This window comes from Nicoliella sp. ESL1149 (assembly GCF_058107265.1).
Genome location: NZ_JBYLUE010000002.1, coordinates 1 through 22,777 on the forward strand (window position 1 = coordinate 1; position 22,777 = coordinate 22,777).

The 22,777-nt window shown below is 43.0% G+C and carries 10 protein-coding genes and 1 tRNA gene; 1 reads left to right on the forward strand and 10 read right to left on the reverse strand.

What is annotated here, in order from left to right; genetic code table 11:
- Positions 1-1,044: 1,044 nt before the first annotated feature.
- The gene (locus AC3B6G_RS00205) at positions 1,045-2,217 is read right to left on the reverse strand and encodes an aminotransferase class I/II-fold pyridoxal phosphate-dependent enzyme (RefSeq protein ID WP_489848448.1); all 1,173 of its coding nucleotides are present in this window, start codon (positions 2,215-2,217) and stop codon (positions 1,045-1,047) included.
- Positions 2,218-2,388: 171 nt separating this feature from the next.
- Positions 2,389-3,354, reverse strand: coding sequence for a ketopantoate reductase family protein (locus tag AC3B6G_RS00210; RefSeq protein ID WP_489848449.1), 966 nt, complete (start codon positions 3,352-3,354; stop codon positions 2,389-2,391).
- Between the two features lie 228 nt (positions 3,355-3,582).
- On the opposite strand from AC3B6G_RS00210, the gene AC3B6G_RS00215 reads away from it, so the two are divergent.
- Positions 3,583-3,720 (forward strand): hypothetical protein, encoded by a 138-nt coding sequence (locus AC3B6G_RS00215; RefSeq protein ID WP_489848450.1) that lies wholly within the window; start codon positions 3,583-3,585, stop codon positions 3,718-3,720.
- 740 nt (positions 3,721-4,460) lie between these two features.
- Here AC3B6G_RS00215 and AC3B6G_RS00220 read toward each other — a convergent pair.
- The 8 genes from AC3B6G_RS00220 to AC3B6G_RS00255 all read right to left on the reverse strand — a co-directional run bounded on the left by AC3B6G_RS00220 (position 4,461) and on the right by AC3B6G_RS00255 (position 20,386).
- On the reverse strand, positions 4,461-4,952 hold the full coding sequence (locus AC3B6G_RS00220; protein WP_489848451.1) for a hypothetical protein: 492 nt from the start codon (positions 4,950-4,952) through the stop codon (positions 4,461-4,463).
- Between the two features lie 499 nt (positions 4,953-5,451).
- Positions 5,452-6,597, reverse strand: a complete 1,146-nt coding sequence (locus tag AC3B6G_RS00225) for an NAD(P)-dependent alcohol dehydrogenase (RefSeq protein WP_489848452.1) — start codon at positions 6,595-6,597, stop codon at positions 5,452-5,454.
- 159 nt (positions 6,598-6,756) lie between these two features.
- Entirely contained in the window at positions 6,757-6,963 is a 207-nt protein-coding gene (locus AC3B6G_RS00230) for a hypothetical protein (protein ID WP_489848453.1), read from the reverse strand.
- Positions 6,964-7,216: 253 nt separating this feature from the next.
- A tRNA-His gene (locus tag AC3B6G_RS00235) sits at positions 7,217-7,289 on the reverse strand.
- Between the two features lie 369 nt (positions 7,290-7,658).
- Positions 7,659-11,735 (reverse strand): DUF5776 domain-containing protein, encoded by a 4,077-nt coding sequence (locus AC3B6G_RS00240; protein WP_489848454.1) that lies wholly within the window; start codon positions 11,733-11,735, stop codon positions 7,659-7,661.
- A complete protein-coding gene (locus AC3B6G_RS00245) occupies positions 11,732-11,959 on the reverse strand; it encodes a hypothetical protein (RefSeq protein WP_489848455.1) in 228 nt (75 codons plus the stop codon). Before AC3B6G_RS00245 ends, AC3B6G_RS00240 begins: the two co-directional genes overlap by 4 nt.
- An 8-nt stretch (positions 11,960-11,967) precedes the next feature.
- The gene (locus AC3B6G_RS00250) at positions 11,968-17,004 is read right to left on the reverse strand and encodes an LPXTG cell wall anchor domain-containing protein (RefSeq protein ID WP_489848456.1); all 5,037 of its coding nucleotides are present in this window, start codon (positions 17,002-17,004) and stop codon (positions 11,968-11,970) included.
- Entirely contained in the window at positions 16,970-20,386 is a 3,417-nt protein-coding gene (locus tag AC3B6G_RS00255) for a hypothetical protein (protein WP_489848457.1), read from the reverse strand. The genes AC3B6G_RS00250 and AC3B6G_RS00255 overlap by 35 nt, the downstream gene beginning before the upstream one ends.
- Positions 20,387-22,777: the final 2,391 nt, after the last annotated feature.

A 22,777-nucleotide genomic window follows, 5' to 3' on the forward strand; every position in this document is an offset into this window, starting at 1 on the left:
ACTCTCCCTATTGTCTTAAAAGGCCCCAGGGAGACGACTTCGATGAGATGTCATGTATCTTGAAAGTGCCATCCCTTAAAACTACGATCATTCATCCCTGTTTCAACGGCATTCCTATCTCACGATTACATACTAACAGTGACATAGGATAAAAATAACGTTAAATGATTAATAATAATGACGTTTGGTTATGTTTTTATATATATAATGTACAAACTTATTAACAAAATTTTTTTAAATAGATTATTATTATTGATTAATTAAGATGTTTTACTATTGTTAATATTACTGTGATAACAACATTTAAGACATTATTTAGACTATTCAGGATACAAATAGAGTCCTCATTCATTGTTTTGTTGTATAGTTTATTTGTTTTTTGTTTTATTAAGTTAAAAGTAAAATATATCAACTTACATTTTTTTTATAAATGTTAAATAAAAAGATAAATCCTGGGAATCTAATCCCGTGAGATTTATCTTTAACTCTAGCCAGTTATTCAACTGATTCATAATTCCTTAAGCATCTTCATAATAGTTCTTTTATTTAGAAAACGCAAGTGACATCCCTAATAAAATATAAAATAAATAAATAGATTCATCTGTTGAAAAATACAATACCATTAATTCGTTAGCTGACAAGTATTTTTACTTGTCAGCTAATTACTTTTTGAAATAAAAAGATAAGTCCTCGGCAACTCAGCCCTGCTAGACTTATCTAAATACCTTAGCCAGTTATTCAACTGATTCATAATTCCTTAAGTATCTTTATAGTAGTCCATTTATTTATAAAATGCAAGTAAATCTAAGTCTAATTTAAATTAATTATTTAAATATCAAGCATACCCTCCAAAAATGAATCATTATATATTTTTAATTAGTGCATAAAAAAGATAAGTCCTGGGCAACTAATCCCGTGAGACTTATCTAAATACCTTAGCCAGTTATTCAACTGATTCATAATTCCTTAAGCATCTTTATAATAGTTCTTTTAAACTAAGATAATGCAAGGACATTCGTAAATTAATTTATTTTTTCATCTCAACTAATTATTATCAACGAACTGTTGAATCTGTGCAACTACTTTTTTAAGATCATCACTACTAGCGGCATAACTAAAACGAAGATAACCTTCTCCACCAGGTCCAAAGATTACCCCCGGCATGACACCAACTTTAGCTTCTTTAGCTAGCCGTAATGCAAATGCGACACTATCATGGCCATATTTAGCAGGGATCTTTGCGAAGATGTAAAAAGCCCCTGTTGGTTCAGGACTTAAAAAACCGGCTTTCGTTAAACCATCCCGTAACAAAGCTCTTCGTTTAAGATAAGCTCGCTTCATTGGTTCAGCATCATCTTCACCATGTAAGAATGCCTCACTAGCCGCATATTCTGCATTATTAGTTGCATGAGTCGTGATTAAAGTATGAACCGCATTAATTTTTTTGATCAATGGAGCCGGACCACAGATCAAACCGATTCTCCAGCCAGTCATTGCGAACGTTTTTGAAGCTCCATTTAAAAGAATCGTTTGTTCTGGCAGGATCTTAGCGATTGAAAAATGAGGTTCATCGTAAGTCATTTCACTATAGATCTCATCACTGATCAAGAAGATATTATGTTTTTTAATCACATTGGCTAGCGCTGTTAACTGGTCTTTAGTATAGGTATTGCCGACTGGATTGTTAGGATAATTAATGATCACTGCTTTGGCTTTAGGATGGTCTTTTAAGGCCGTATTTAATCGCTCTGGGGTCAAAATGAAGTCATCTTTTGCGGTATTGATAAAGATCGGTTCACCACCGCAAAAATTGATATTAGCCGCATAGAGTGGATATGTTGGGGTAGGAACGATGACTTCATCTCCGGGGTTCAATAGAGTCGTAAAAACATCATGGATTCCTTCTGCTACCCCTACCGTTGTAATGATCTGATCATCTGGATCATAATCAAGGTCATATTTATCGTGAAGAAATTTAGCAGCGTTGACCCGTAATGGTTCGATACCCAGCGAATCAGTATAATGACTTTGGTCATCATTGATTGCTTGGATGGCAGCTGATTTAATGTGTTCTGGCGTCGGAAAATCTGGTTCCCCATAAGTAAGTGAGATCAGTCCTGGAATATTAGCGATTCGCATATTAAAATCAACGATTTGATTTGATTGCATCGTTTGCACTTTTTGATTCAAATGTTGTAATTGTTGTTTTAGATCCATCAATGATTCCCTCCTTCTGCAAGGCCCTTTTTAAATGTTTCCACAATTAGGCATCCCCATCGTTAAATTCAATCTAACAGCTAAACTATTCGTTAGAACCATCATCTCAAAAGGATGCCGCCTAGAGAAAGCCTCACTAAACATTTCAATAAATGCATAATTAGCTTGAACTTATTTAGCTTGGTCTCCGCGAATTTGATGCAATTTTTCTGCCAAGTGAACTAATCCAATTGCGAACTTATGATTATGTGCAATATAGCCATGCTTAAGGCCTAAGCGATAAATATAGCCATTAATGTATTCAACTTCGGTTGGTCGGTCAGTTACCAGATCTTGGTACATTGAAGGATAATGTTCTGGATTAACGTCATGGGCAGTATGATAGATTACTTGCCATTCTTCTTCACGCGTATTCAATAGTTCGATCCCAGCTCGTTCACAAACATCGAACGCTTCATTAATCAGGTCGATACTCATCGATTTAGCTGAAGGCGCTTCGATGAATTCACCATAGGCACATTGGAAACTAGTGGAAAGACTGTTCAAGACGGAATTGAAGATGACTTTAGACAATAACGTTCCCATGAAATTAGTATGGATACTAGCGTTCAATCCTGCTTCAGTAAATTCTTTAGCAATTTCTTTAGTCGTAGCATCAACTTTTTCGGTTTGATTAGCTAGATTACAGGAACCAGTCCCTTTTTTCGCTACATAATCAACATCCCCAGGTTTAGTTAAGATACTACCGATCAAAGCAGTTCCCCCGATCACATGTTGTTTAGGGAAATATTGATCGATCTTTTCAATATGACCCATCCCATTCATTAAAGTGACCGCATATTGGTCATCATTGAAGAAATGAGCACAACGTTTAAGCATTTCTGACAGACCGATCTGTTTGGTAAATGGGATCACAACATCAGGATGCCCATGATATTCTTCAGGATAATAAATATTGTCGATCGGAACTAAATGACGTCCTTGGCCTCGGCGAGAAACGTAAACACCATGTTGTTTCCTGATCGTTTCAACTTGAGGTTCCCAAGTATCGATAAAGTCAACTTGATACCCTACTTCTTGTAATAATGTTCCAAAATGAAGGCCCATGCCCCCAGCACCTAAAATTGCGTATTTCATCGTTCAACATCCTTTCTTGGTCAACGTTATTTAAAAATATGATCACAACTAAGTTGATCGTATAAGTATTGATAACACACTGAATATATTCCTGATTACCTTAATTTCGTAAAAAACAAAAAACCCCGCTTCTAAATTAATAGAAACGGGGTAACCGTGGTACCATTCTAATTCAGATACAGTTCAAGCTGCATCCCTCACTAACGTCTAACAACGCGTGCACTAGTAATGAAGTGCCAAGCCATCATTGCCTCATTGACAATGCCAAATCACAACCCATCTTCATTCGTCCGCTTCGATCGTCTCACAGCCAGTGACGATTTTCTGGCACCAAGAACGAATTACTCTGCTGCTCATTTTGTTTAATTACGAAATTAATTAATATATATTCTAGGCCAAAAGAAAATAAAGTCAATTATTTTAATAAAAAGCCTTTAATTAAATTTGGAGCGTTCTTAATTATTAATATTGTAAATTTTGATAGCTGACAAGTAAAATTACTTGTCAGTCGTTGCTTTTTAAAATAAAAAAAGATAAGTCCTGGTAACTGAGCCCGTGAGACTTATCTAAACATCTTAGCCAATTGATTCATAACTGATTCAAATTATTTTTAACTTTGTTAATTCCTTAAGCATCTTCATAATAAATCATTTTTAACTTTGTTGCAAGTTTTTAGTTAATTTGTTTTGTTATTTTTGTTTATTTAAAGTTAAAGTAAAATATAATTAATTACAATTATATAATTATAAATCAAAAATTATCGCCTTTATTATTCCTTACCATTCCAATCTAGTTCTTCCAAATAAAAAACGACCAATATTTTTACATTGATCGTTTTTTTATTGAATCTAATTTGATTAATAATTAGATGGAACTAGACTGCCACTTACGACCCATCCCTTAAGTGTATGATGTAACGAGTCAATCTGATAATAGGTATTGCCATCATTTGTCTTAGCAATTCTTTGCACTCTAAATAGTCGCCTTGTTTAGCTAATTGATTCACATCAACTTGATTTGAAATGATCTTGGCACCGTTCAATGCACTAGGTTTATTAAACACGCGTGCTTTACCATTCAAAACGTGGGTTATAGTTATGATCACTTTAATGATCATCTTTCAACACGATATTAGTGATCTTAACTTTAATAAAAGCATTCGTAACAATTGGAGCAGCTTTGATCCCATTCCATCCCCAAACACTGTGATGTTGAGAAACCACCTTATAATAGAAGGTCCCATCATTAGTTCGTGCCACTTGATAAGTCATGAAACGAGCTCCTTGATTGATCAACTTATTCACATCAGCTCCATTGGAAATCAATTTGGCATTCGCTAACCCACTAGGCCGGTCAAAGATCCATCGCATCCCAGTCAAACTCTTGTTATAGGTTTGATGAGCAAGTTTATGTTGAGCTACGATCTTTAAATTGTTATTAGATCGAACAATATTATTGGCACCACTATTAGAACTGTTAGTTTTCTTACTAGTCGTAATAGTAATTTTAGTATTAGCACTAGCAGGTAATACTCCCCCTACTATAAAAAATAATAAGACACTTACCAATAGACATATTTTAGTAATTTTCTTTCCCATAATTAAGACTCCATCCATATATAAAAATAGCTTTATTGGACTTATCGTATATCCTTTCATCTGACCTACCCACATAGTCAGAACTGATCATGGGACTCAAAATATTTTTCCTACCAGTTAGTAACATGCTTTATAATAACAATTTTTACTTCTAAGGTACAAACGTTTTAAAAGTGTCACCCATCAATAACATCGATTTACAAATTTTAATCTCATTTTTTGATGTTCGAATTAGTTACTAGACCTATTATTCATGGCTATGAACAATTTTTGAGCGAACAGCTTTTTTCATCAAATAACTTTTAAAAAAAGTGACAAACCATTCTTTTTATCCCATTCGTAATAGCAACACTTTTTATCCGTATGCATCCCGATACTTTTTTAGTTGCAAATCATAACTTTTAACAATAAAAAAGCTTACTGGAATTCACCAATAAGCTTTTTGCTTTCGTCCAATTACGAAATGAAATTTTTACTCTTGAACGATTTTAATTTTTAATTATTTTCCAGGAACATAGTCCTTGTCGATGATCAAAATTGGTTTAATAACAGAGCCATCGTTAGAAGCTTTATCGGCTTCATTAATGTCTTTAAAATCAAAAGTCTTTTCCAACGTATCAAATGGGAAGTTCCCTGCTTGCCAGAATTCGATCAATTTCTTGATCGTAATTTGAGGAACTGCATTACCCATTAAGACCCCATCAATATGTTTTTGACTAGCTTCAAGATCAGTCCATGGGTTAACGGTCATACTATGTTGAGTAACTGCTAATGGCGCAAAATGACCACCAGGAGCTAAGGCTGTCACACATTCTTCTTGTAACTTAGTCAAACCAGTCGTATCAACAACATAATCTGCACCTAAGCCATCAGTAAGATCTTGAACCGCTTTGATCCAATCGGTCTTCGCATTATTGATCACATCGGTTGCTCCTAACTTCTTAGCAACTTCCAACCGGGCATCATGGTGGTTAACACCAATTATCTTAGAACAACCCATGATCTTAGCAGCCATTAAAGCACCGAGACCAACAGCTCCAGTTCCCATGATAACGATCGAAGAACCAGGAGCTGGTTTCAAAGCGTTGAAGATAGTTCCAGCACCGGTAACAAAACCACAACCTAAAGGTCCTACCTTACGAAGATCGATATCCTTAGGAACCTTGATAATATTACGGTCGTTAACGATCGTTTCAGTCGTAAAACTAGATTGATCAAAGAAATTCGAAATAGGTGAACCATCTTTGGCAAAGAAAGCATGTTTACCGTTTGCACGAACTCCACAAGCATTCAATTTACCCCAGTTCACACAACTAGCTGGAAAACCAGCAAGACAGTTCTTACAAGTTCCATCATAAGCATAACTTAGAACAACATGATCACCGGCTTCGATACCCTTGACATCGTTACCAACTTTTTCAACGATCCCAGCCCCTTCATGTCCAGCAATTGCAGGATAAGGGAAGGTCCCAGTTTGTCCATCAACATCTCCGTTCCGGACAGTTTCATCAGTATGACAGATCCCAGAAGCGACCATGTGAACGAGCACTTCATTGCTATCTAATTCATCATCTAAATCTACTTTTTCTAACTTAAAGGCGGCGTTACGTTCATCAACGACGGCTGCGGTAATTTCTTTCTTCATTCTATTCCACTCCTTTTCACGATCATCGGGAGACTATCAAAACTTAGTTTCTCGAACTACCCTTAATATATTCTTTTCCCATTTAAAAGCAATCATTTAGTCTAAAAAGATGCTTTATTTTCCATAAAGCTAGTGCTAACTTAAATTATTTAGTTTTGATTAGGAACTAGTTAATTTGAGCCGTGGTAAATATAATTTGTCAGGTCCTGCTAGATCATGTTTTCGTTTTAAGTACCCCTGCGCTTCTAAACGATCCATGATCTGGACACACTGAACTACAGATACTTCCAACTGATGACTAAGTTCTTCCATTGGGTATGTAATGAAAGCTTCTTCCGGATGCATATATCGATAAGCTAAGCGCACTGCTCTTTCCGTTCCTCCAAACACCCCAACACATAAGCCGCTCGAATATCCCCATGTTCCATAATGTATTTTAAATCCATCCTGCTCCACCTCTTTTAATAGCACATAGGATTAAATACGTAGAAAAGAACATAAGTTGATGTGAAATGTTTTTTTATTATTTATTTTTTTATTTTTAAGTTAAAGTAAAATATTATAAATATACATGTAAAATGACACAAAAAAAGCATCCCTTTTCAGGAATGCCTACTTAGGCGGTATGTGGGAATCGAACCCACGCGTGCTGGATCCACAAACCAGTGTGTTAACCCCTTCACCAATACCGCCATATCATTATTAACAAGATATTATTGTAGCTTATTTTAAGAGTCCCGTCAAATCTATGAATATACTAAAGGTCAAATTATCATGCTCATTAATAATGATAAAATTATTTTATATTGACTAATAATATGAAAAATAGTCTAATTTTCTGCTAAAAATCGCTCTATTCATCTCTAAATTCATATTAAAGTAAATAATACTATTAAGATAATTATTCCTTGTTGAGGGAATTTTATTAACATTTTAATTAGTTTTATTTTTATATAAGTTAAAGTAAATAAGTATTATATTCATTTTATAATACTATCTATATAGAACACAAAAAAAGACATCCCCTTTTGGAGATGTCTTTTTTAATTAATCAGAAGTGATTAAAGTAATGATTTAACGCACTTCTTATTACTGGTAATGTAACGTCCATCGCTAAGATAGAAACGAGTAATGGTACCTTGTCTTACCGTCTTAACGATCTTGAACTTACGTCCCTTAGCAACCCATTTACCTTTATCGCTAAAGTCTTTGGTTGAATGGATTTGGATTCCACCACGTTTAGTAACTTTGACTAATCTAACTTTATCAGCCTTTTCGTAGTAAACATCGTGAAGATGTACATTAGCGAGAATGTACTTACCATTTGCTAATTTGTAGAACGTCTTACCATTCTTTGTGATCTTGCCAACAACTCTGAATACCTTGGCATCAGCAAGTTTTTCAGCCTTGTAATAAGCACCCTTAGCACTCTTAAGATCAGGTTGACTGTAAAGTTGAACCCCACGAGTACTGTAAAGATGTTTAGTTACAGGAACTAACTTGTCTGCAGCAGAGCTTGCGTTCGATGAAGCAGAACTAGCATTACTACCGTTAGAAGCACTACTGTTACCACCATTCGAAGCGCTAGAAGCACTTGAACTAGCATGACTACTGTTGGATGATGCAGCACTGGAGCCATTGGAACTAGAGTTACTACCGTTAGAAGCAGAACTTGAACCGTTATTAGAACCAGAGTTACCACCATTTGAAGTAGAGCCAGAACCATTGGATCCTGAGTTACCACCATTGGAAGCAGAACCGGAACCATTGGATCCTGAGTTACCACCATTGGAGGCAGAACCGGAACCATTGGAACTAGAACTGGATGGAGTAGCTGAGCTTCCGTTCGATGAAGCAGAACTGGAATTAGAACTGCTGGATGATGCGGAACTAGCGTGACTACTGTTGGATGATGCAGAACTAGAACTGGAGCTACTGGATGATGCGGAACTAGCATGACTACTGTTAGATGAAGCGGAGCTAGAACTGGAACTGCTGGATGATGCAGAGCTAGAACTACTGGATGATGCGGAGCTCTTTGCGGATGCACTTGAAGCAGAAGATGCAATTGATTTAGCAGTTGATTCTGCAGTAGCTGCACTAGATGCAATTGAAGCTTCAGATTTAGCAGCAGATGATGCTACTGAAATAGCAATATTAGCAGCTGAAACATCCTTGATTTGAGCAGCGTATGAAGCAGCAACATTATTTTCAGATTCTAGTTGAGCTATTTCACCCTTAGCTTGATATGACTTAGCAAGTGATTGAGCAGATTGCATAGCACTTTGAGCACTTGCATTAGAAACTGCTTGTGCCTTTACAGAATTACCTTCTCTATCAGCAGCAGATGCGTACTTAGATGCTGCAATTGAAGCAGCACTAAACTTAGCAGCTTCTGAACTAGCAGCAGCACTAGCACTAGCAATGATCGAATCATAGTTAGTAGCGGAACTAGCAGCGGATGCACTGGATGAAGTTGCACCGAATGTCCGAACAGCACCGAAGCCTTGAGTTGCGGAAACTGTTTGAGCATCGTTGTCATCACCCATTCTGTCGAAATCATCCCCATCAGTAACAGTAACATTGTTAATACCAGCAAATAATGAAGCAATGATACTATTTGCATCGGCACTAACTTGAGCAGCGTGGTCATTTCCAGAACTAACGATTGAATTAGTATTGGCCATGATGGAGTTAGCAACACTAACGTTGTTTGAAGCAACGGAAGCGGCACTAGCAACAATGCTCATTGGAACATCGATACCAGCAGCAGCATCGGAAACTGCCTTAGCAGCATCAGAAGCCTTAACTGTTTCACCATTCGTAGCACTAGCAGCACTAGCAGCCATGGAAGTGAACATGTTAACATTTGCAGAGTCACCTTCAACACTGGCAGCTAATCTAGCAGCATTGTTATCACCGCTTTGATAAGCATTAACAGCATCTTTGGCAGCATCATTAGCAGCTGTAACAGCTGATTGAGCACTGTTGTTATTAGCAACAGTACTTGCAACCAAGTTCAATGCGCTAGCATAAGCTTGGCTAGCAACGACCGTAGCGGAACTAGCAGCAGTCGTCAAGTTGTTGATCCGAGCGTTAGCACTATCAGCAGCAGCTTTAGCACTAGCAACCACAACGTTTTGTTGACTATTAGCAGCAAAACCACTCAACAAGTTGATGTTAGCTTGAGCTTGACCAGCAGTGGTGATCATACTTTGATAACCAGCACTAGCTTGGTTAGCGTAACTACCAGCAAGACTAGCAGAAGCACTAGCAGCACTAACACTTAATGAACCAGCAGCAGCCTTACTGTCAGCAGCGCTCTTAACGTTGTTAACAGCAGCAACTTCAGAGTTGATCTCGTTAACGATTTGATCAGCCTTGACCTTGTCAGTAGCAGTTCTGGTATTCAACTTAACAGCACTTGTAGCTAATGAGTTGACGTTAGAACCACCAGAATGACTACCATCAGTAGCAACACTAGCAACAGCGGAGTTAACAGCTGTTTGTGATTCAGCAGCACTTAAAGCATTCATAGCGTAACTAGCTTGCTTCAAGTAAGCATCCCCTAAGACGTTGTTACCAAATGCGTAAGCCATGGAAGCTTGAGCAGCATTCTTATCAACTAAGGAAGCAGCTTGACTTGCCAAAGCAGCATTGATAGCAGCATCATTAGCAGCTTGATCAGCCCGACTAGCATTGGAACTAGTCTTTTGAGCTTCTTGACTAGCTTGGTTAGCTAATGCGGAAGCGCTATTAGCAGCGTTAGAAGCATTAGAAGCAAGACTAGCTAAGGAAGCATTACCAGGGAACAAGTTGGCATCGCTTTGAACTGCGGCAGCACTTTGTTGTGCTTGAGCAGCTTCACTAGCCATTTGACTAGCAACGACACTGGCCATCTTAGCGTAGCTATCAGCAGCATCGGCGTTCATGCGAGCACCAGAAGCATTTGCACTAGCAGATGCGTTCATTGCAGCAGCACTAGCAATTGGAGTATTGGCAGCACTACTACCGGCATTAGCAGAAGCAGAAGTTAAGCTATCAGCACTAACGAGGTCAGCCACAGCCTTGGAAGCAGCAATTGAAGCATTGGCTTCATCACTGTTTGCAGAGGCAGCAGCAAGACTAGCAGTCTTAACAGCGGAAGTCATAGTAGACATTGCGCTGCGTGAGTTGAGCTTGTAAGCACTAGTTACAACACTAGCAGCACTGTTCAACAATGAATCGTAAGTTTCAGTTAATGAAACGTTACCTTCAGCACGAGCTGATTGTTCAGCACTAGCATACTTGGAAGCATCATCAGCAGCAGAACTACCGATCAAGTAATTTTGAACAGCCGCACTAGCAGCAACACTACCAACTAAGGAAGCACCGTTAGCCCGAGCAGATTCTTGTTCAGCTAATTGATCAGCAGCACTAGCTAAGCTGACTTGTTGTTCAGCATCACTAGCAAGTCCAGCGATAACAGCATTATCACTTTCGTTGACTGCAGCAGCCTTAGCAGCTTGACTAGCAGCACTCATTGCTAAGCTGACGTAACTTCTAGAAGCACTAGCAGCTTCGCTAGTAGCAATGGAGTAACTGTTAAGATCATTAGACATGCTGTTGACACTATCGATGATAGCACTATCAGCACTATTAGCACTGGATGCGGCAGATGAAGCACTAGCAGCGGATGAAGCACCACTGGTTTGAGCCTTAGCAGCTTGGCTAATTGCCTTGCTTGCGCTGTTAGCAGCGGAAGCAGCGGAACTAGCAATGCTCTTATCACTTTGAGCAGCACTATTAGCAGATTCAGCAGCAGAACGATCAGCACTAGCAGTACTACTATCGGCACTAGCCTTACTATCAGCGGAACTAGCAATTGCAGCAGCGGATGAAGCACCAGAAGCATCTCCATGAGCAGCAGCAGAACTAGCAGCCTTAGCAGCGGAACTGGCAATGCTTGCAGCATTAGAAGCATCACTAGCAGCAGAGTTAGCATCACTAGCAGCAGAACTAGCAGTTGAAGCAGCAGAACTAGCATCTGAGTTAGCACTATCGGCATCAGAAGCAGCGGAACTGATTACATCAGCAGCACTACTGATGACGCTGTTAGCAGGGTTGTTAGAAGCCATGCTTGCAGCACTGGAACTCATTGAATCGGTCTTAGAAGCAATGGAGTTCGTTGCAGATGATGCGGAACCAGCAGAACTAGCAGCTCTGGATGCAGCGGAAGCATCTGATTTAGCACCAGAAGCATCACTAGCAGCCTTAGAAGCATCACTAGCAGCGGAGTTAGCAGCATTGCTTGCACCACTTGTAGCGGAACTAGCATCGCTAGCGGCCTTAGAAGCGGCGGAACTAGCAGCGTTAGAAGCACTGGATGCTTCACTTCACTAGCAGCAGAACTTGCATCACTAGCAGCCTTAGAGGCAGCAGAGCTTTCACTCGATGCCTTAGAAGCAGCACTCGATGCAGCAGAAGCAGCACTCGATGCAGCGGAACTTGCACTCGATGCGATCGAAGCGGCACTGGATGCAGCGGAACTGTCACCACTTTGGGCAGCAGAACTAGCGGCAGAAGCAGCACTCGATGCTTGACTAGCAGCGGAGCTGGCAGCACTGGATGCGGAACTGGCATCACTAGCAGCGCTTGAAGCAGCGGAGGCAGCACTTGAAGCATCGCTGTTATCACTAGCAGCCTTGCTTGCAGCACTGGATGCCTTCGAAGCAGCGGAACTGGCTTGACTAGCAGCAGAACTGGCGGCACTGTTACCAGAAGCAGCAGAGGCAGCAGAACTGGCTTGACTAGCAGCAGAACTTGCTCCAGAAGCAGCAGAACTGGCATTGCTTGCGGCACTGGATGCAGCACTGGAGTTGCTTGAAGCACCAGAAGCAGCGGAGCGGAGCTGGCACCACTATTTGCAGAACTAGCAGCGGAACTGTTGGAACTTGCGGAACTAGCATCACTAGCAGCAGAACTTGCTGACTTAGCAGCGGAACTGGCTTGACTAGCATCACTAGCAGCACTTGAAGCAGTTGAACTTGCACTAGATGCAATTGAAGCAGCCTTAGAAGCATCACTAGCAGCAGAACTAGCATCGCTAGCATGTGAACTAGCAGCACTGGCAGCACTGGATGCAGCACTAGCAGCGGAACTAGCTTCACTAGCGTGCTTGCTTGCATCACTAGCGGCACTAGATGCAGCAGAACTGTTACCACTTTGAGCAGCAGAACTTGCGGCACTAGAATCACTGGATGCTTGACTTGCGGCGGAACTAGCTTGACTAGCAGCAGAGCTGGCAGCACTGGATTCACTAGATGCTTGACTAGCATCTGAACTAGCAGCACTAGAATCACTAGATGCTTGACTAGCAGCAGATGAAGCAGTTGAAGCAGCGCTGGATGCCTTCGAAGCAGCAGAACTGGCAGCACTGTTACCAGAAGCACCAGAAGCAGCCTTGGAAGCATCACTAGCAGCGGAACTTGCTCCAGAAGCAGCAGAACTGGCAGCACTCGATGCACTTGAAGTTGCACTCGATGCTGAGTTAGCACTCGATGCAGCCTTAGAAGCACCACTGTTATTAGAAGCAGCACTGGATGCAGCAGAACTTGCGGATGAAGCATCGCTAGATGCCTTTGAAGCATTGCTTGCAGCGGAACTAGCTTGAGCAGCAGAACTTACGTCAGCACTAACTTGACTATCTAAGCTCTTAGCCTTGGCTTGATCAGCGATTGCAGCCTTAGCAGCACTTTGAGCAGTTGAAGTTGCACTATCAGCAGTCGTCTTAGCATCACTAGCAGCATTGATAACGGCGTTAGCAGCATTAGCGTAACTAGTTGCTTGACTGATGAAGTTAGCAGCAGAGCCCATGTTACCAGCACTCATTGCGGAGTTAGCTTGACTGATAAAGATCGAAGCATTGTTAGCATTGGAACTAGCAACGACGGAAGCACTATCAGCAACACTAGCAGCAGAACTAGCAACGATGTAAGCGGAACTGGCAGCAGCGTTTTGAGCATCGGCATCGTTCTTAACAGAGTTCATAGCAGATGAAGCACTGTTCAAATCACTAGCAGCACTTGAGATCGTAGCATTGCTTGGATTACCAGCAACGATACTGCTCATCGTAGTACTTTGTGAAGTAACATCGGCAGAGTAACTAGTTACTGCCGTGTCAGCACTGGATGCTTGGCTAGCAGCAATACTTGCCTTCGTAGCATCGTCATTTGCAGCGGATGCAAACTTAGATGTTTGAGCAGAAGCATTTGATGCTTCGGAACTAGCAGCACTAGCAGCACTTGAAGCAGCACTGTTACCACCATTAGCGGCACTGGATGCAGCAGCAGATGCACTAGCTTCATAACTAGCAGCAGCACTTTCATCAGCGATGGCCTTAGAAGCAGCGATCGAAGCAACTGTAGTAGCAGAAGCAGCGATTACTGATTGAGCATTCGCATTAGCTTCGTAACTCTTCAATGAAGCAGCGGAAGCAACCGCTTGATCATTAAGAGCACTACCTAATGTTTCGTTACCAGCATTGTAAGCGCTAGCGGCTTGACTAGCTAAGCTAGTAACATTGACTGCTCCGGCAGAAGCAGCAGCATTATCACTATCAGCCTTAACAGCTGCGGCACTGGCAGCAGTTGCGGCATTAGATGCTTTAGCAGCTTGACTTTGTGCATCAGCGTTGTAACTAGCAACGGCTGAAGCAGCAGAACTAGCAGCAGAGTTAGCACTGTTTACGGCACTGTTTTGAGTATTAGCAGCAGCGTAACTTGAAGCAATGGCAGCTTGACTAGTTGCTAAACTATTGTAACCAGCAGTTACACTAGCAGCGGAACTAGCTTCAGCAGCGTAGCTTTCAGCTAAGGAAGCATTAGCATCAACTGAGCCTGCAATTGCGGAAGTTGCAGATGCAGTGGAGTTAGCATCACTAGCAGCGGAACTAGTATTGCTTGCACCGGACTTACCGGCACTAGCAGCACTGGATGCAGCGGAGTTAGCGGAACTAGCATCACTAGCAGCAGAACTGGCAGTTGAGTTATCAGATGAAGCTCTGGATGCAGCACTGGATGCCTTACTTGCAGCACTGGATGCAGCAGATGAAGCACTAGATGCAGCGGAGCTATCAGCAGATGCCTTACTTGCAGCACTAGATGCCTTAGATGCATCAGAACTAGCAGCGGAACTGTTACCACTTTGAGCAGCGGAACTAGCAGCACTGGAAGCACTGGATGCTTCACTAGCAGCAGAACTTGCATCACTAGCAGCGGAACTAGCCTTGCTTGCAGCGGAACTGGCTTCACTAGATGCGGAACTTGCTTCGCTAGAAGCGGAACTTGCATCACTAGCAGCAGAACTGGCCTTGCTTGCAGCACTGGATGCCTTAGAGCAGCAGGAACTAGCAGCGGAGTTACCAGAAGCACCAGAAGCAGTTGATGAAGCTTGACTAGCAGCAGAGCTGGCCTTGCTTGCAGCACTGGATGCAGCACTGGAATCAGAACTAGCAGCGGAACTTGCGGAACTAGCATCAGAACTAGCAGAACTTGCACCAGAAGCAGCAGATGAAGCACCAGAGTTAGCGGAGCTTGCGGATGAAGCAGCGCTTGATGCATCAGATGCATGACTAGCAGCACCACTAGCAATGGATGCCTTCGTTACATCAGCCTTAGCTTGGCTATCAAGAGCGGAAGCCTTAGCTTGATCAGCGATCGCAGCACTAGCAGCAGCCTTAGCACTGGCAGTCATACTGTCAGCATCGGACTTAGCAGATGCAGCAGCACTGATGACTGCGTGAGCAGCATTAGCATAACTAGTAGCGGCATTAGCAAATGAGGTAGCAGCGGAAGTGTTACCAGCACTAGCAGCGGAGTCAGCTTGACTAGCAACGAAGCTGGCCATGTTGGCAGCGGAACTAGCAACTGTTGCAGCACTAGCAGTTGCACTAGCATCGTTCTTAGCAGCAGCAGCGGCGGAACTAGCAATTGCGTTTTGACTATCAGCATCACTCTTAACGCTGTTCATAGCACTTTGAGCACTGTTCAAGTCAGCAGCAGCACTAGCAATTGCGGAGTTGCTTGGGTTACCAGAAACGAAGCTGGCCATGTTAGCACTTTGAGCATTAACATCGTTGGAGTAACTAGTTACGGCATTGTCAGCACTAGATGCTTCGGAAGCATAACTTTGAGCAGCAGAAGCATCAGCTTGAGCAGCGGAGTTGAATGCAGAAGCACTAGCAGAATCACTGGCAGCAGAACTGGCAGCACTATTAGCGGAACTAGCAGCACTACTATTAGCACCAGAAGCAGCCTTAGAAGCAGCATTGGAAGCAGAGTTCAAGGAAGCAGAAGCAACCTTGGCAGTGTTTTCATCAGCAACCGCTTGACTAGCAGCGGAAACAGCGATCTTAGTTAAGCTAGATGTTGCGGTAGTTGCACTAGCAGCAACCGTAGCATTTTGACTAGCGATAGATGCGTAAGATTCGATTTGGGCAGTTTGAGCAGTAGCACTAGCAAGGTTACCGTTGTTGTAGTTAGCAGCAGCTTGACTAGCTATAAAGTTAGCCATGTTGTTGGCACTTTGAGCAGCGGAGTTAGCAGCACTGATCACAGCAACTTGTGAGTTAACGGCACTATCAGCACTGATGGCGATACTCTTTTGATCTTGAGCATCACTATTAGCACTATTGATGATGGCCATTTGACTGTTAGCATCAGAAGCGGTACTTGCAAGACTAGCATTGGAAGGATCAACCGTAACTAAGCTATTGATCTTAGCAGCAGTATTACTACCAGCACTCGTGTCAGCACTAACAACGGAAGCAGCAGAGATGGCAACTGAAGTTGCACTATCAGCGACACTCTTATTAGCACTAGCAAGGTTAACATCGTTAGAGGTTGCACTAGCAGCGGAACTAGCAGCACTGGATGCTGAATTAGCAGAACTAGCACCACTCTTACCACCGTTAGCAGCGGAACTGGCAGCACTTGAAGCACTAGCAGTTACACTAGCTTGAAGTGCGATGGTTTGAACATCCTTAGCAGCTTGAGCAGCAGCGGAACTAGCAATATCAGTTTGTGATTGAATTGCAGTGGAGTTAGCAACCATGGAGGCAGCGTTAACACTAGCAACGATCACAGCTGACTTAGCTGCAGCAGCGTAACTAGAAGCAGATGTGACATCCCCTGCTAAGTAAGCAGAGTTTGCAGATGCATCATTAGCACTAACGGCATCAGAAGCACTTGAAACGGCAGCACTTAAGGCAGCAGTTGAAGCGTTGATGCTGTTAGCAAGACTAGCAGCGTTAGTTGCGATAGCAGATTGACTATTAGCATCACTATCAGCAGATGTGATAGCAGCAATAGCAGAACTAGCAGCAGCAGCGTAACTAGCTAATGACATTAGCGGAGTTTGCAGATGCAAGTGAAGCAACACTGTCGTTAGCCTTTTCAGCAGAAGCAGTATCACTATTTGCAACTACGGCGTAAGATCTAGCTTCACTAGCGTAACTATTAGCAGCAGATGCATTAGCATTAGCACCAGATGCAGCACTGTTAGTAACTGTTTCAGCGGAGTTAGCAGATGAAGCATTGCTAGAAGCAGCGGAACTGTTACCACTAGCTTGACTAGCAGCACTAGAAGCGTTGGAAGCATCGGATTTAACATCGATAGACAAACTACCAGCAGCCTTTTCATCGGCAACGGCTTGAGATGCAGCCGACTTAGCAGTTGAAGTTGCAGCGTCAGCGACACTCAATTGAACAGTGGCATCACTTTCGTAGCCCTTCAATGCATTAGCTGAAGCAGTAGCTTGACCAGCATAGATATCACCATTAGCGGTGTTACCAGCATTGTAGTAGCTTACGGCAACGCTAGCTAAGCTATTGATATTGATAACGGCATTAGAAGTATTGGCATTATCATTATCAGCCTTGTTAGCAGCAGCGGAAGCAACACTAGCAGCACTAGCAGCAATTGATGATTGACTTTGTGCATCAGCATTGTAACTGGCAACGGCTGAAGCAGCAGAACTAGCAGCAGAGTTGGCACTGTTTACTAGGCTGTTTTGCGTATTAGCAGCGGCGAAGCTAGAAGCAATCGCAGCTTCACTAACCGCAGCACTGTTATAACCAGAAGTTACACTAGCAGCGGAACTAGCGATCACAGCATAGCTTTGGGCGGCAGTAGCATCAGCATCGACCTTACCGGCAGTTACTGAAGTTGCACTGGCAGTTGAAGCAGCAGATCCTGGAATATTGCTTGCAGAATTAGCACCAGACTTACCAGAGCTAGCAGCACTTGAAGCATCACTAGCAGCAGAACTGGCAGCACTTGCGGCACTGGAAGCAGTTGAGCTATCAGCGGAAGCCTTGGATGCAGCGCTCTTAGCCTTGCTTGCAGCACTTGAAGCATCACTAGCAGCACTAGATGCAGCGGAACTAGCAGAAGCAGCCTTGGATGCATCACTAGCAGCCTTGCTTGCAGCGGAACTAGCGGCAGAACTGTTACCACTTTGAGCAGCAGAACTAGCATCGCTAGCAGCCTTCGAAGCATCACTGGCAGCGGAACTAGCATCACTAGCAGCGGAACTAGCAGCCTTGCTTGCGGAACTAGCGGCACTGGATGCGGAACTAGCATCACTAGCAGCTGAGCTAGCATCGCTAGCAGCGGAACTAGCTTGACTAGCAGCACTGGATGCCTTAGATGCATCACTGGCAGCGGAACTGTTACCAGAAGCATCAGAAGCAGCCTTGCTTGCAGCACTGGCAGCACTGGATGCATTTGAAGCATTGCTAGAAGCACCACTGGCATCACTACCAGCCTTGCTTGCAGCAGAACTAGCATCAGAACTATCAGAACCGGCATTAGAAGAGTTAGAACCAGCAGCGGAACTACCATTAGCGGAGTTCGAAGCTTGACTGGCAGCACTGGATGCCTTAGATGCATCACTATCGGCACCACTAGCAGCATTAGCGGAGTTAACAGCAACACTGATATCAGTATCTAATGACTTAGCAGCAGCTTGATCAGCAATTGCCTTACTTGCAGCAACTGAAGCATTGTCAGTTGCACTCTTAGCAGTTGCAGCAGCAGAACTAGCATCACTGATAACATTGATAGCTTGACTAGCAGCACTTTCAGCTTGTGAAGTTAATGCAGCAGCATCGGAATTGTGATGTGCATTGATAGCAGCAGCAGCTTGACTTGCATAAGTGTTAGCCATATTAGCAGCAGAACTTGCAACTTGACTGTCCACATTAGCTTGACTAGCAGCAGATTGAGCAACTAAAGCGTTGGCACTAGCAGTACTGTTTTGAACATCAGCATCATTCTTAACACTGGTCATTGCAGAAGTATCACTATTCAATCTAGCAGCGGCACTGGAAATAGCAGCGTTACTTGGGTTGTTAGAAACAATGGCGTCCATAGCCTTACTTTGTTGATCAGCATCAGCAGAGTAACTGTTTACAGCACTATCAGCACTAGATGCTTCGCTAGCATATTTAACAGCGTTAGCAGCATCAGCATTAGCAGCACTTGCGTAGCTGTTAACTTGTGCAGAAGCACTTTGACCAGCCGCACTAGCAGAACTTGCAGCACTGGAACCACCCTTAGCAGCAGAACTGTTAGCAGATGATGCGGAACTTGCAGCACTACTCATAGCAGCAGAAGCAACATTCGCAGTATTTTCATCATCCTTAGCCTTGCTTGCAGCGATACTACCAACAGAAGTTAAGCTTGTTGTAGCATCAGCAGCAATCTTGGCAGCGGAAGCATTAGCAACCGCAACAGATGCAGCACTAGAAGCTTGTGAAGTAAAGTTATCACCAGTTGTGGTTTGACCAGCATTGTAAGCACTAGCAGCTTCACTAGCATATTGGTTAGCAAAGGTATTAGCATTTTGAGCAACACTATTAGCAGAACTTACGATGGCAACTTGAGAATCAACGGCGCTATCAGCACTAGCAGCAATACTCTTTTGAGTTTGCGCATCACTATTAGCACTATTGATAACGATCATTGCACTGGATGCAACTACAGCAGCGGAACTAATATCGGCATTGCTTGGGTTGTCGCTCATGTAACTGTTGATGATAGCAGCTTCACTACTATTAATAATTGCATTGGAACTTACAACGGAAGCAGCGGAACTTGCAACGGCAGCATAACTTGAAGCAGCAATTTGGTTACCACTAGCAAGACTTACATCAGAAGTAGTTGCACTAGCAGCGGAACCAGCAGCACTAGATGCGGAACTTGCGGACTTGGAGCCCTTAGAGCCATTCGATGCAGCAGAACTAGCAGCACTTGAAGCACTTGAAGTTACGCTAGCATTGATGGATACAGTTTGAGCATCTTCAGAAGCCTTAGTAGCAGCATTGGAAGCAACCGTAGTGTAACTTTGAATTGCACTGGAGTTGTTCTTCATTACTGTAGCAATGGATTCAGCAGCAGCAACTTGGCTAGCAGCAACTGATGAGTAAACATCACCATTAGCAGAATTACCAGCGTTGTATGCGGAGTTAGCTTGACTATCAGCAGTAGCTACAGCAACTGAAGCAGCTGAAATGGCAGCAACTAAGGAAGTATCACCAGAAGCAAGACTTTCAGCAGCACTAGCAGCCTTAGTAGCAATACCAGATTGAACATTAGCATCACTATCAGCAGCAGTTAATGAAGCCATCGCAGAACTAGCAATTGCAGCATAGCTTGCTAAGGAACTATTAGCAGGGTTTTGACTTACTAAGCTCGTCAAACTACTGTATTGACCATTGGCAATTGCAGTATTGCTATTAGCGATCACAGCGTATGATACAGCTTCAGAAGCATAACCAGATGCTAAGGCAGCATTGTTAGCATCAGCAGCAGCAATACTATTAGCAATTGATGAAGCAGAAAAGTTGCAGCAGAACTGTTGTTACCGGAGTTGTTAGAAGCGGAACTAGCAGCACTGGATGCCTTACTTGCTCCACTAGCAGCAGATGAAGCAGCGGATTCATAAGCAGCAGCAGAACTTTCATCAGCAATTGCTTGAGCAGCAGCCTTAGAAGCAACTACAGTTGCAGCACTAGCAGCACTAGATTGAACAGTTGCATCAGTTTCGTACTTAGCCATTGAAGTAACCGCAGAACTAGCTAAGCTAGTAAAGGTACTTCCACCATTGTTATCACCATTGGAGAATGCCGTGTTGGCTTGACTGATAAAGCCATTAACAACACTAGCACCGGAAGCGGCATTGGCGTTATCTTGATCAGCACTTGAAGCAGCAGCACTAGCAACTTGGTAAGCACTAGCAGCAATGCTTGCTTGGTTAGCAGCATCAGCATTCAAACTACTGATTGCAGCAGCAGCGGAACTGGCAGCAGCATTATCACTATTGATGACACTGTTTTGTGGATATGCAGAAGCAATTGCGGAAGTAACTGCAGCTTGACTAGTAGCATCAGCATTGTAACTAGCCACCTTAACAGCAGCACTGGATGCTTGACTAGCGTACTTGCTTGCGTCCTTAGCACTGGCATCGGCACCAGAAGCAGCGATGCTAGTTGCAGCAGAAATACTATTAGCAGAACTAGAAGCACTGGAGTTACCAGAAGCACCGGAACTTGCCGCACTAGATGCACTAGATGCAGCAGAGTTAGCGGAACTAGCATCACTAGATGCAGAACTAGCAGTTGAGTTAGCACTGGATGCCTTCGAAGCAGCAGATGAAGCATCACTGTTGGCACTCTTAGCATCACTAGCAGCAGATGAAGCATCAGCACTAGCGGACTTAGCGTCACTAGCAGCGGAACTTGCGATCGAAGCGTCCTTAGAAGCAGTTGAACTATCACCACTTTGAGCAGCAGAACTAGCATTAGATGCCGCACTAGATGCGATGCTATTAGCAGAAGCAGCCTTGCTTGCATCAGAAGCAGCCTTACTGTTATCACTAGCAGCCTTAGATGCAGCTGAACTTGCTTGACTAGCAGCACTGGATGCATCAGAAGCAGCAGAACTGGCAGTTGAAGCAGCAGAACTGGCAGCACTAGCAGCAGAACTCATCGTACTGTTACCAGGATGAGCAGAAGCAGCAGAAGCAGCCTTGCTTGCATCACTTGCAGCACTCTTAGCATCGCTAGAAGCACTGGATGCATCACTAGCAGCGGAACTAGCAGTTGATGAAGCTTGGCTAGCAGCTGAACTAGTATCAGCAGAATCACTATCAGTACCAGAGTTAGCACTAGATGCTTCACTAGCAGCACTGGATGCGTTAGAAGCATCACTATCAGCAGCACTAGCAGCGTTAGCGGACTTAATAGCATCATTGATCGAACCATTCAATGCCTTAGCAGCACTGTCATCACTTTGAGCTTGAGCAGCAGCCTTTGATGCTACAATCGTAGCAGATGAAGCACTATCAGCTTGGCTAGCAGCATCACTAATGATAGCTTCAGTAGCACTAGCAGCACTGGCAGCTTGTGAATTGAATGTAGCAGCAGCGTTGTTGTTGTGATCATTATTGATAGCTGAAACAGCTTGACTAGCAAAGATACTTGCCATAGCGGCATTTGAACTAGCAGCAAAGCTGTCCTTAGTAGCTTGACTGGCAGCAGTTGAAGCTACACTAGCAGCAGAACTGGCAATTGTCTTTTGACTGTCAGCGTCGCTAGTAAGACTAGCAATTGAAGCACTGTCACTAGCAATTGCTTTAGAAGCACTATTGATTACGGCATTACTTGCGTTACTGGAGTTAGCACTTTGAATGGAGTTAATAGTTGAAGTTGCTGAATTTGCATTAGCAGAGTAACTATTAACATCACTATCAGCACTGGATGCAACACTAGCATAACTTTCAGCGTTTTGAGCATCAGCATTAGCAGCACTAGCAAATCCAGAAATAGTAGCAGAAGCACTAGATGCAGCAGAACTGGCGGAACTAGCGGACTTAGAACCACCACTATTAGCAGAACTATTAGCACTAGATGCGGCACTAGATGCAGCGTTCATGGAAAGTGCAGCAGCATTAGCAGCACTTTCATCAGAAACCGCCTTGCTTGCAGCAATACTACCATCACTAGTTAAGCTATCAGCATTAGAAGCAGTACTCTTAGCAAGATCAGCATTGGATACAGCAACTGATGCAGCACTGACAGCTTGAGAAGTAAATCCATCAGCAACACTGTTTTGACCAGCATTGTAGTAGGAAGCAGCT

Bases quoted from the DNA above. Each gene is read 5' to 3' on its own strand.
- AC3B6G_RS00205 (WP_489848448.1), bottom strand. From the start codon at position 2,217: ATGGATCTAAAACAACAATTACAACATTTGAATCAAAAAGTGCAAACG.
- AC3B6G_RS00210 (WP_489848449.1), bottom strand. From the start codon at position 3,354: ATGAAATACGCAATTTTAGGTGCTGGGGGCATGGGCCTTCATTTTGGA.
- AC3B6G_RS00215 (WP_489848450.1), top strand. From the start codon at position 3,583: ATGAAGTGCCAAGCCATCATTGCCTCATTGACAATGCCAAATCACAAC.
- AC3B6G_RS00220 (WP_489848451.1), bottom strand. From the start codon at position 4,952: ATGGGAAAGAAAATTACTAAAATATGTCTATTGGTAAGTGTCTTATTA.
- AC3B6G_RS00225 (WP_489848452.1), bottom strand. From the start codon at position 6,597: ATGAAGAAAGAAATTACCGCAGCCGTCGTTGATGAACGTAACGCCGCC.
- AC3B6G_RS00240 (WP_489848454.1), bottom strand. From the start codon at position 11,735: ATGAGTTCCAGTGCTGCAAGCATGGCTTCTAACAACCCTGCTAACAGC.